The organism is Flavobacterium faecale, assembly GCF_048320115.1.
GTDB classification, from domain to species: domain Bacteria; phylum Bacteroidota; class Bacteroidia; order Flavobacteriales; family Flavobacteriaceae; genus Flavobacterium; species Flavobacterium faecale_A.
Map to the genome: position 1 here is coordinate 3074848 of NZ_CP182943.1, position 12759 is coordinate 3087606.

Annotated in this window: 9 protein-coding genes; 8 read left to right on the plus strand and 1 reads right to left on the minus strand. The window is 33.4% G+C overall.

Going from position 1 to position 12759, the window contains the following annotated elements:
- Positions 1–6 precede the first annotated feature (6 nt).
- The 8 genes from leuB to ACNH59_RS12700 all read left to right on the plus strand — a co-directional run bounded on the left by leuB (position 7) and on the right by ACNH59_RS12700 (position 11946).
- Positions 7–1125 carry a 3-isopropylmalate dehydrogenase gene (leuB, locus tag ACNH59_RS12665; protein ID WP_418262893.1) on the plus strand — a complete coding sequence of 373 codons (1119 nt, stop codon included), beginning with the start codon at positions 7–9 and terminating at the stop codon, positions 1123–1125.
- Positions 1126–1156: 31 nt separating this feature from the next.
- The gene (gene ilvD / locus ACNH59_RS12670) at positions 1157–2830 is read left to right on the plus strand and encodes a dihydroxy-acid dehydratase (protein ID WP_418262894.1); all 1674 of its coding nucleotides are present in this window, start codon (positions 1157–1159) and stop codon (positions 2828–2830) included.
- Positions 2831–2890: 60 nt separating this feature from the next.
- Positions 2891–4588, plus strand: coding sequence for a biosynthetic-type acetolactate synthase large subunit (gene ilvB / locus ACNH59_RS12675; RefSeq protein WP_418262895.1), 1698 nt, complete (start codon positions 2891–2893; stop codon positions 4586–4588).
- A gap of 102 nt (positions 4589–4690) precedes the next feature.
- Positions 4691–5224 (plus strand): acetolactate synthase small subunit, encoded by a 534-nt coding sequence (ilvN, locus tag ACNH59_RS12680; protein ID WP_418262896.1) that lies wholly within the window; start codon positions 4691–4693, stop codon positions 5222–5224.
- A gap of 3 nt (positions 5225–5227) precedes the next feature.
- Positions 5228–6700, plus strand: coding sequence for a ketol-acid reductoisomerase (gene ilvC, locus ACNH59_RS12685; protein WP_418262897.1), 1473 nt, complete (start codon positions 5228–5230; stop codon positions 6698–6700).
- Positions 6701–7059: 359 nt separating this feature from the next.
- Positions 7060–8079 carry a tetratricopeptide repeat protein gene (locus ACNH59_RS12690; RefSeq protein ID WP_418262898.1) on the plus strand — a complete coding sequence of 340 codons (1020 nt, stop codon included), beginning with the start codon at positions 7060–7062 and terminating at the stop codon, positions 8077–8079.
- Positions 8080–8243: 164 nt separating this feature from the next.
- A complete protein-coding gene (locus ACNH59_RS12695) occupies positions 8244–9092 on the plus strand; it encodes a hypothetical protein (RefSeq protein ID WP_418262899.1) in 849 nt (282 codons plus the stop codon).
- A 610-nt stretch (positions 9093–9702) separates the two neighbouring features.
- Positions 9703–11946 carry a heparinase II/III family protein gene (locus ACNH59_RS12700; RefSeq protein WP_418262900.1) on the plus strand — a complete coding sequence of 748 codons (2244 nt, stop codon included), beginning with the start codon at positions 9703–9705 and terminating at the stop codon, positions 11944–11946.
- A gap of 173 nt (positions 11947–12119) precedes the next feature.
- Here the strand turns inward: ACNH59_RS12700 and ACNH59_RS12705 are convergent, their stop codons facing one another.
- Positions 12120–12557, minus strand: a complete 438-nt coding sequence (locus tag ACNH59_RS12705; protein ID WP_418262901.1) for an Hsp20/alpha crystallin family protein — start codon at positions 12555–12557, stop codon at positions 12120–12122.
- Between the last annotated feature and the right edge of the window lie 202 nt (positions 12558–12759).

Below are 12759 nucleotides of genomic sequence, written 5' to 3' on the forward strand. Positions count from 1 at the left end.
AAAGCCATGAATTTAAAAATAGCAGTACTCGCGGGGGACGGAATAGGTCCTGAGATAGTTTTGCAGGCCATGAAAGCATTAAAAGCGACAGCTGTAATGTTTGATCATGAGTTTATTTTTGAAGAGGCTTTAGTAGGAGCTGCTGCTATAGATAAAACAGGGAAACCCCTTCCTGAGCAAACGTTGAATCTATGTTTGAATACAGATGCTGTTTTGTTTGGTGCAATCGGTGATTTGAAATACGATAATGATCCTGAGGCTAAAATTCGACCAGAGCAAGGATTGTTTCAATTGCGTAAAGCCCTTGGTTTGTATGTAAATATCAAACCGATAAAACCATATGAAGGATTATTGGAAAGTTCTCCTTTGAAAAAACAAATTATTGAAGGGACTGACTTTTTGATTTATAGAGAACTTTCAGGAGGAATTTATTTTGATGAAAAAACATTAAACGAAGAAGGTACTATTGCTACGGATTTGTGCAAATATACTGAAGAACAAATTTTAAAAGTAACTCATCTTGCTTTCAAAGCGGCTCAACAAAGAAGGAAAATTGTTTCTTTAATTGATAAAGCAAATGTTTTAGAGACTTCAAGACTATGGAGAAAGGTAGTAACTGAAGTTAGTAAGGACTATCCTGAAGTGGAACTGAATTACTTATATGTAGATAATGCAGCCAAGCAAATCATTGCGAAACCTAAGCAGTTTGACATTGTATTGACAGAAAACTTATTTGGTGATATTTTATCTGATATGTCGAGTATTATTACAGGATCTATCGGAATGCTAGCTTCTAGTTCATTGGGAGATACACATGCATTATTTGAGCCAGTACATGGAACTTTTCCACAGGCAAAAGGCAAGAATATTGCGAATCCATTTGCTTCTATTTTATCAGCAGCTTTGTTATTAGAGTATTTTGGTTTGCATAAAGAATCTAAAAAGATACACGACGCTGTTGAGAAAGCTATTGCGTTAAAAGTCGTCACCATGGACTTGAATCCAGAGTCAAAATTCGGAACAAATGAAGTTGGTGATTTTATTTCCAACTTTATTTTAGATAAAGATGATTTACTATACTTCAATAACGATAATGTAAGTATTGGACAATCAACAATAGTATAAAAAAAATAAACACACATACAAACACTATATAATGGAATTAAATAAATACAGCAAAACTATTACGCAAGATGAAACGCAACCAGCTTCTCAAGCGATGTTATATGCACTTGGATTAACTGAAGAGGATTTAAAAAAAGCGCAAGTTGGTATTGTAAGTATGGGTTACGATGGGAATCCTTGTAACATGCACTTAAATGATTTAGCTAAAGATATTAAAACAGGTGTCTGGAAAGAAGATTTAGTAGGTTTGATCTTTAACACCATTGGTGTAAGTGATGGTATTTCTAATGGAAATGATGGTATGCGTTTTTCATTAGTTTCTCGTGATGTAATTGCTGATTCTATTGAAACAGTTATGGGAGCACAGTGGTACGATGCGATGATTGCAGTACCTGGTTGTGATAAAAATATGCCTGGAGCTTTAATGGCTATGGGTAGAGTAAACCGTCCGTCTATTATGGTTTATGGAGGTTCTATTCATCCAGGTAAATGGAAAGGTGAAGATTTGAATATTGTTTCTGCTTTTGAAGCTTTAGGTAAAAAAATTAAAAACACCATTACTCCAGAAGATTTTAAAGGAGTAATTCAAAATGCTTGTCCTGGTGCAGGAGCTTGTGGAGGAATGTACACAGCAAACACAATGTCATCAGCAATTGAAGCATTGGGTATGAGTTTGCCTTATAGTTCATCAAATCCAGCTTTGAGTCCAGAGAAAAAACAAGAATGTTTAGATGCTGGTAAAGCGATTCGTATTTTGTTAGAAAAAGATATCAAGCCTAGAGACATCATGACTCGTAAAGCATTCGAAAATGCTATTACCATGGTGGCTGTTTTAGGAGGTTCTACCAATGCGGTTATGCACTTAATTGCAATGGCCCACTCAGTAGGGATTGAGTTGACCTTAAAAGATTTCCAAGATATCAGTGATAGAACACCATTATTAGCCGACTTGAAACCAAGTGGTAAATATTTGATGGAAGACTTACACAATGTAGGTGGTGTTCCAGGTGTAATGAAATATTTATTAAAAGTAGGTTTATTACACGGAGATTGTTTGACAGTAACTGGAAAAACAATTGCTGAGAACTTGGCTTCAGTTCCAGATTTGCAAGATGGTCAAGAAGTAATTTTTGAAATCCAAAAAGCATTAAAAGCAACCGGAAACATTCAAATTTTATATGGAAACATTGCCACAGAAGGATGTGTGGCTAAAATTAGTGGAAAAGAAGGAGAGTTCTTTGAAGGTACTGCGGTAGTTTTTGAAGGAGAGAAAGATGTCATTAGAGGAATACAAGCAGGTGAAGTTAAGTCTGGAAACGTAGTAATTATTCGTTACTGTGGTCCAAAAGGAGGTCCAGGAATGTCAGAAATGCTAAAACCAACCTCTGCTATTATGGGAGCTGGTTTAGGAAACACAGTGGCTTTGATTACTGACGGACGTTTCTCTGGAGGTTCTCACGGGTTTGTGGTAGGACACGTTACTCCTGAAGCTTATGAAGGTGGTGGAATTGCCTTAATCGAAAATGGCGATGTGATTACTATTGATGCAGTGAACAATACGATCAATATGAAAATTTCTGACGAGGAGTTTGCAAAACGTAAAGCAAACTGGAAACGTCCAGAATCGGATATCAAACAAGGAGTTTTACTTAAATATATGAGATCGGTCTCTAGCGCTTCAGAAGGATGCGTTACCGATAAATAATTTAATAAAAATACAAGTAACCAAGACTTTTGCAGTCTTGGTTACATAAACAAGTACAAAATGGAAACAACTAAAATAAGCGGTGCAGAAGCCGTTATTAGGTGCTTATTAGAAGAGGGGGCAGACTTGATATATGGTTATCCAGGTGGAGCCATCATGCCAGTTTATGACGAATTATATAAATTTCAAGATAAATTACACCATGTTTTGGTACGTCACGAACAAGGTGCAGCTCATGCAGCTCAAGGTTTTGCAAGAGCAACAGGTAAAGTAGGGGTATGTATTGCTACTTCTGGACCTGGTGCAACAAATTTGGTGACAGGTATTGCTGATGCTCAAATTGACTCTACACCTTTAGTATGTATTACGGGGCAAGTAGGAAAACATTTATTAGGGTCTGATGCTTTTCAGGAAACGGATATCATTGGAATATCTACTCCTGTAACAAAGTGGAATTACCAAATTACCGAAGCTCATGAGATTCCAGCAATTATGGCAAAAGCTTTTTATATTGCTAGATCAGGACGACCAGGACCCGTATTGATTGATATTACTAAAAACGCACAGTTTGATACTTTGGATTTTAGTTATAAAAAATGTACAGATATCCGTAGTTATCACCCAAAACCTATTTTGAATATAGAGAAAGTTAAGGAAGCTGCAGCTATCATCAATAAGGCTAAAAAACCTTTTATTGTTTTTGGTCAGGGGGTAATTCTTAGTCAAGCTGAAAAAGAATTGAAAGCATTTATAGAAAAAGCTGGTATACCTACAGCTTGGACTATTTTAGGACTTTCAGCATTGCCAACAGACCACGAATTAAATGTGGGAATGGTAGGAATGCATGGGAATTATGGTCCTAATATGTTGACTAACGAATGTGATGTTTTGATTGCATTAGGAATGCGTTTTGATGACCGTGTAACGGGTAATTTAGCAACTTATGCTAAACAAGCCAAAGTTATCCATTTCGAAATTGATTCAGCAGAGGTAGATAAAAATGTGAAAACAGAAGTTGCTGTTTTGGCAGATTTGAAAGAAGCTTTGACTGCTTTATTGCCACATATCGAAGAGAATTCACATCAAGAATGGCATAACGAATTCAAGAAGTACTACCAAATTGAACTTGACGCTGTTATCAACGAAGAGTTAGCTCCTACCAATGGAAAAGGAATTTCTATGGGAGAAACTATTGAAATGATTAACAAACACTCTAAAGGTGATGCCATTATGGTATCGGATGTAGGACAGCACCAAATGTTTACCTGTCGTTATTCTAAGTTCAATACTACCAAAAGTAATGTTACTTCAGGAGGTTTAGGAACTATGGGATTTGCTTTGCCTGCAGCAATTGGAGCGAAAATGGGTAGACCAGACCGTGAAGTAGTTGCTATTATTGGTGATGGTGGATTCCAAATGAATATCCAAGAATTAGGAACCATTCATCAAACTAAAGTTCCTGTAAAAATTGTGGTACTTAACAATGAGTTTTTAGGAATGGTACGTCAATGGCAAGAATTATTTTTTGATTATAGATATGCTTCTACAGTGATGATCAATCCTAACTTTTGTGCAATTGCAGAAGGGTATTATATCAAATCTAGAAAAGTAACAAAAAGGGAAGAACTAGACGAAGCTGTAGCTGAAATGTTAGCTTCAAAAGATTCCTATTTCTTAGAAGTTATGGTTGAGAAAGAAAATAATGTATTCCCAATGATACCTACAGGGGCTTCGGTTTCAGACATCAGATTATCATAAAATGGTTTAAAGTTTAAGGTTTAAAGTTGTTTAATAAAATGTATTGCTAAGACTTTAAACAATTTTAAACTTTAAACGATTTTAAACTTTAAACAAAAAAAAATGGAAAATAAAACATTCACCATTTCAGTATATTCAGAAAACAACGTAGGTTTGCTGAATAGAATTTCAGGTATCTTTTTAAAGAGACACATCAATATATTGAGTTTAAATGTTTCTGAATCAGAAATAGAAAATGTATCGAGATTTATTATCGTAGTAGATACTACTGAAAAATGGGTTCAAAATATTGTAGGTCAAATTGAAAAACAGATTGAAGTAATTAAAGCATTTTATCACGTAGATGAGGAAACGATTTATCTAGAAAATGCTTTGTTTAAAATCGAATCAAGTTTACTTTTTGACGAAAGACAAATTCAAAATATTATCAAAGAGAGTAACTCTGAAATAGTTACAGTTTCTAGAAAGTTTTTTGTGATTTCAAAGTCAGGAAGACGTTCAGAGATTGAAGAATTACACGAAAAATTAAGACCTTTTGGAATCATGCAGTTTGTACGTTCGGGACGAATTTCAGTTTCAAAAGAACCAATGGAAATATCAACGTTATTACAAGAATTAAATATAAATAAATATTAAAAAATGGCAAATTACTTCAATTCATTACCACTTAGATTACAGTTAGAACAATTAGGCGTTTGCGAATTCATGGATAAATCTGAATTTGTTGACGGAATTACTGCTTTAAAAGGAAAAAAGGTAGTTATAGTAGGTTGTGGAGCTCAAGGTTTGAACCAAGGTTTGAACATGAGAGATTCAGGATTAGATATTTCTTACGCTTTGCGTGCTGAAGCTATCGCTGAAAAAAGAGCATCTTATATGAATGCAGCTGATAACGGTTTCACTGTTGGAACTTATGAAGATTTAATTCCTACAGCTGATTTAGTATGTAACTTAACTCCAGATAAACAACACACTGCTGTTGTAACTGCAATCATGCCTTTGATGAAAGAAGGAGCTACTTTAGCTTACTCTCATGGTTTCAATATTGTTGAAGAGGGAATGCAAATTCGTAAAGACTTAACAGTTATTATGTGTGCTCCTAAATGTCCAGGTTCTGAGGTTCGTGAAGAATATAAAAGAGGATTTGGAGTTCCTACATTAATTGCTGTTCACCCAGAGAATGACCCTAAAGGTGAAGGTTTAGCTCAAGCTAAAGCGTATGCTGTAGCAACAGGAGGAGATAGAGCAGGAGTATTGCGTTCTTCTTTCGTAGCAGAGGTAAAATCTGATTTAATGGGAGAGCAAACTATCCTTTGTGGATTGTTACAAACAGGTTCTATCTTGTGTTTTGACAAAATGGTAGCTGAAGGTGTTGAGCCAGGATATGCTTCTAAATTAATCCAATACGGATGGGAAACTATTACCGAAGGTTTAAAACACGGAGGTATCACTAATATGATGGATCGTTTATCGAATCCAGCTAAAATTGCTGCATTTAAAGTTTCTGAAGAATTAAAAGACATCATGCGTCCTTTGTTCCAAAAACATATGGATGATATCATTTCTGGAGAATTCTCTAGCACAATGATGGCTGACTGGGCTAACGATGACGTTAACTTATTAACTTGGAGAGCCGCTACAGGAGAAACTAACTTCGAAAAAACACCAGCTGGAGATGTTCAAATCTCAGAGCAAGAATACTACGATAACGGTACTTTAATGGTTGCTATGGTTAAAGCTGGAGTGGAATTGGCTTTCGAGGCAATGACTGATTCAGGAATCATCGAAGAGTCTGCTTACTACGAGTCATTACACGAAACGCCACTTATTGCTAACACTATTGCAAGAAAGAAATTGTTCGAAATGAACCGTGTAATCTCTGATACAGCTGAGTACGGATGTTATTTGTTTGACCACGCTTGTAAGCCATTAATCGCTGAGTATGTGAAAAACGCACCATCTAACTTAGTAGGTCGTCCATTCAACGATGGATCTAACGGAGTTGACAACAAAGAATTAATCGAAGTAAACAACATCATCCGTAACCACCCGGTTGAAGAAGTGGGAGCTTGGTTAAGAGAGTCAATGACTGCAATGAAAAAAATCGTTTAATTCACGATATATTTATAAAACTAAAAAGCGGAGTAATTAATTTTACTTCGCTTTTTTTTGTGTCTATATTTTTTTTTCAAGAGCAGAACGTTTTGTGGTTTTCTGGAAGTTGAGTTCCCGCTTTTCTTTTCAAACGTAGTTCACTGAACTCCTATGAAAAATATAAACTTAGTGAAGTAATCTTGTGGCGGCGTATCCCGACGCTTCGGGACCAGCCGCCACAAGGATGTCACCTCAATCGGGGCTATGGAGAGAGGTTTATATGTCTTAGGAAAATTCCTCTTATTTATATTATGTTTATAGAAAATGTTATATATATTTGGTGTGATGCGAATAACAATAAGTAAAACTGTTTTGAAATGATGATTTTAATTATATTAATTGGAATAGTGGTTATATCAATTGTAGTACTTAAAGAAAAAAGTAATAAAAAGACCATTATATCCAAAAACAATAATTTTGAAGTGATTAAAGCTGATATCAAAAAATTAAATTTGGTTAAAGATTTCAATGTTAATAAACTTAATAGAATTGAAATTGATGAAATTGTTGGTTTTATTGGAATCACAAATTTTTCTCCCAATAACTTATTTGGCGTATCTTGTAATCCAGGATATAATGATAATGATAAATGGTTCAATGGGAAAATTGCAGTTTTTAATAATAAAAAGTTATTGTTTAAGAAAGATTTGAAAAGACCAAATAACTGTGCTCTTAGTAATAATGGAGTAACAATATGTTGTGACTGGTTAAGTTCAGATAAATTATCAGGTAAATTTTATGTATTTGATATAAATGGAAATGAAATATTTCATTTAGAAACGCAGGCAAATCTAGGCTCTTGTTGTATATCTGAAAATGGTGAAATCTCTGTGTTTGAAACTTACAATTCAGATAATGAAGATGGAAATAATCTTTTTATAATTGATATTGCAAAAGGCTCAATAATAAATAAAATTAAAAAACCTATTTCCTTTTCAAAAGCTATAATTAATACTGAGGTAAGAACTATTGAATTGATTTCTAAAAGTGAATTTATTTTTGAAATAGATTTTGATGGGCAACAGGTTAATTTACAGGAATATAAAAAAAAGTTACTAGATAAAGGGAGTACAAATGATATTCTCCTTTATTATTCAAATTTACCGAATGAAATTAAATTCCAAGACGAAGATTATTTAGCAGTTTTGGAGAAAGCAACAAAGAATGGCGACTCATTTATTTCATTAAGAAATGAAAAAGTTTACAGAGAAATTGGAGATTTCTATGAAGTTTCTGGATATGTTGAAAGGGCCATTAAATATTGGCAAAAAGCTATAGAAATTAATCCTAAAGTTGGAATTAAAAAGAAATTAAATAAGTATAAAGCCAATTTGTAATTTATCCTCATGATGGCGCGAGCGTACCGATCGTGTACGAAAACTATATAAAAAGCTAATTATCGTGTCCTAAAAATTATTTAGAAAATGGGCACGAACGAGACACTCGTACTAGGCTTGAGAATTAATTGACCTAACGCAATTTCTTGGAAAAAAAACTTAAAATGAAAGTAAAAATAATAAAAAATACACGTTGGATTTTACTGATCTTCTTTTTAGAAATATTTATAGTTAGGTTCATAACATCTAGAAGATTTTCTATAGAATATGGTGAATTAATATTCTTAGTTGTCATTGGATTGTCAATGTTTGTTGCTTTTAGGTTACTTAAAAATAAATATACTAATATGGCTCTTTTTAGTATGTTGTCTTTTTTATTAATTGGATTTTTTCCTTACTCACATTATTTGTGTTATTCTTCTAATAGAGATAATTATAGTTTTAATCCTGATTACTTAAATCAAAGAACTGAAGCTTACAAAAAGGAACTTAAATACTTTAAAGATTCTAGTTATGTTCAGGAACTATCAAGAAATTTAAACAAAATTGATGTTAGTCTAAAATTCGATTACTCTCATATAGGTAAAGAACAAAGGATTGGAAATTATACTTTCATATTAAAACAATTTAAAAAAGAATACTATTTAGTCAAAGGAGCACCTAGACCAAGAAACTTTCCAGAAGGTGAAACAAACAAATTTTTAATAATAAAAGGGAATGAAAAATTTAATTTTGAGATGATAAATGAAGATTTTATTAGTGAAACAAATCATTTTCTTAATCAAAAAAAAATGCTAACAAATAAAATCAAAAACTCAAAACAATATATTCCATTTTCAGACATTTGGTTAGATTCAGTCACAGGATTTGTTTTTGCTTTTATTAAACCTTTATCAAAAACATCTCAAATAATAAGATTATTACAATTAGTGACAGCTTATTTCTTTTTCCAAATGATTGCAAGTTGGATAAAACAATCCAGAAGTCTTAATATCGAAAAAGTAGAAAAATAACAAACATTCCCACTGCTCGATTGCATCGAGTACCCCTGCTTCGCAAAGTCTCATGACTTTGCGAAATTTTCAAAATCGTTTTATTAAATAAATTCGTCCCAAAGTCTCCTGACTTTTGACAAATCTTGTTAATTGCATTTAGTGCATGATGTTGGATTCAAAACGTCATTAATTTGTCAGTAGTTTTATCAATTTGTATACTCTTAAAAATAACATTTTGTGCATAAGTCAGGAGACTTATAGAACGATTTCGCTTATAATAACATTTTAAAATTGCGCAAAGTCGAAGACATTTGCGCAGTACATTTAATTTAGTTCCCGATTTACAGCTTCGCATTCTATGACTTTGCGAAATTTTCAAAACCTGAACCTTCTTAAACTAAATAATAAATCTTAGCGTTTGCAAGCCGGATAACTATATCAGTTGATCGGAGATTTTTTAGCGAGGTTTATAGCTAATATTTATTTAAAAGAGCATTGTATAGTTTCAAAATATATAAGTACATTTGGTTTACCATTTTGGTTTACCATTTTTAATTTCTTTCTTCTGACCAAGTAAGGATATAGCATTAAAATGGAGACAGAATTACTAACTATTAACTTTTATACAATGAACTTTATACGACGTAGTACGCTTTTCTTACTGGCTGTGTTTTTCCAAATGAGTACGGCACAAAGCATTCCTTCGGAAGCAATTATTGCCTCCAATAAATTGAGTGCCTATTTGAAACCTGAAGTGCAACAAGAATTAGGAGGAGTCAATGCTATCTCAACTGCCAAACTAGCGGATTACTTTAGAACTAAATTTTCTGAAAGGTATTTTTACGATTGGAAAAATGGAGAGCAACGTTTCAAACAATACACGAGCATTTATGAAAATGCCAAAAAGAATCATACCGAAAGAGCATTAGATCATATGGCAAAGTTTCCAGCAAATGCGCAATGGAAATTGCCGTACAATTACCAAAATGGAGAACCTGTCAATGCGTATGCTTTACGTCATTTGGCACGTCAGCACAAGATGGTGGATATTGCTTTTTATTACAAATACCAACAAAAAAATCCAGAGTACCTGCGGTATTTTAAAAATCAAATGGTTTCGTTAAATGCTGCTTTATTGGCTAATAAATACGAAACTATCGAGGACGGAAACGGTGTGTATGAAGCTTTTCGTTCGGGTTATCGCATATTGAATTGGTTGCACATTCACACTTTCTTTTTGGGTGAAAAAGAATATTCAGATGAAGACCAACTTTTGACTATTGCTACCTTATTGCAACACGCTTCCAATCTTTATGAAACTAATACCGAATTTGTACCCGGAAATCATCAAACACGTGGAATGTCGGCTTTGGCGATGCTTTCGCTTTTGTTTAGAGATTTTAAAGATTCTGATGCATGGTACCAACGTTCGATGGGATTGTTAGAGCAACATTTGTCTAAAGAAATTAATAAAGATGGATTCCAATTTGAACGTACCGTACATTATCATATCAGCGATATTGACACCTACTATTATGTGTATCAATTAGCCAAAAATAGCAATATAAAAGTGAATCCTTTTTGGGAAAACAAACTGAAATCGTTGTTTACTACTTTGACCAAAATTGCTTATCCAGACAAATCAGCTCCCGTTTTTTCAGATGATACCAATGAACCTTGGGCTGAGAAAAATAATATTTCAGGAGCGCTTACCTTGGGCTATCTGTTGTTTGGAGAACCAGAGATGGGTTATTTTGCGAATGATTTTGTAGAGTCGAATATGTATTGGTATTTGAATGATGCCCAATTGCAAATGCTAAAGGCTATTCAATCCAAGAAACCTGAGTTTAAGTCGGTTGTGTTTCCTGATACCGGCTACTATATCATGCGCCAAGGTTGGGAGCCAGGTGCAATGGTGATGGCCATTTCTAATGGATTAGATCCGGAAAAACCTGACCATCAGCATGGCGATATGTTAGGGATTCAAGCTATGGCAAACGGTCAGGTTATTTTACCCAATTATCAAGTGCGTTATTCGCTGAAAGACTATGAATTTTTTAAAAATTCTATGGTCAAAAATGTGGCTTTGGTTGATGACGAAGTTCAAGGGAAGGAGTATGGTGGTAATCAAGGAGGAAGTGGTTTTGGGAAGTTTAAGGTTTTACCACAACCAAAAACGATTGCTTGGGATTCCAATGATAATTTGGATTATTATGTAGGTAGGCACAATGGTTTCGAAAATATAGGTGTCAATTATTCAAGACAAGTTATTTATTTGAAAAATGATTTTTGGATAGTAAAAGACAATTTTCAATCTGGTAAGCCCCATATTTATAAGCAAGTTTGGCAAGGACACTACAGTTTTGAAAAAGCTCCTAAATTACTGCGTTCTAGTTTTGTTGATGGTTCAGGTAATGATATTTATCAATTGGTAGCCACCGATTCTGTAACGACATCTGGGAAAAACGGAAAAGAATGGTCTGTAGTTTCTAAAAACAATACTGCGAACTATAGTTTTATTACGGCTATTGTTCCTTTTAGAAAGTTTGATGACAGAATTGATGAAGATAAAGAAAGTCCACAATTAAAGGGCTGGGAGGTTAACAAATCAAAATGGACTGTTGAAGGACTAGGCGGAATTACATTGACAAAAGAAAATAGTACGGTGTTTTTCTCTGTAAAAAAACTAACTTTAAACAACATCCAAATTCAATTTTCTAGTGAAGCCGATGTATATGTAAAACAAGACAAAAATAGACTTAGCATTCAGTCTTTGAGTAATAAGGATGTACAAATGGATTTTGTCAATCAAATAATAAAGAAATCAACTTCAGTTAAACCTGGACAAGTTGTTGTTTTTGAAGTAAAGTAAAACTAATTTCAGTGCTATGCATTTCTTTCAGTATGGTACAGACAAAACATAAAAAACGTTGGTGCAATCACCAACGTTTTTCTGTTTTTGACTCAGTCTCAATTAATAACCTTATGAGCTTAATCTAACCTAAAGTTAGTTATGAATTTTGGGTTGCAAACAAATGAGTTTGTTTACTTAATAGCAATTTGTTTTACTGGCCTTGGTTTAGCTTCTTCCTTTTTAGGAATTGTAATCGATAAAATACCATTGTCGTATTTTGCAGTAATTTTATCGTCTTCTACTAATTCTGGTAAAGTGAATGAACGAGTAAAAGATTGGTAACTAAATTCATGTTTTGTAATACGTTCATCATCTTTTACCTCATCTTTAATTTCTTTCTCAGAAGAGATAGTCAACATATCGTTGTCAATCTCAATTTTGAAATCAGTTTTTTCAAATCCTGGAGCCGCAACTTCAACTAAAAATTCGTCTTTGTTTTCTTTAATATTAACGGACGGTAAAGTTGTGTTGGTGTTTGAAAAATTGTTTCTGTTCCAGTCTTCAAGTTCATTTGAGAAGAATCTGTCAAAAAAGCTTGGTAATTGGTTGTGGTATCTAACTAGTGCCATAACGTTTAAATTTTAAAAGTTCAACAATAATTTTTTCATTATTATTTTTGCAAAAAAAATACCAAACACAAAAAAATGACAATTAGGCATTTTTTAAATAGCTTAAAATGACCTTTTTACAGTTTTTTTAGAAAATATAATACAAAAACACATGGCTTAAAAAGTGAAATGGATACTTTTTTCTCTCGAAAACCAATATTAC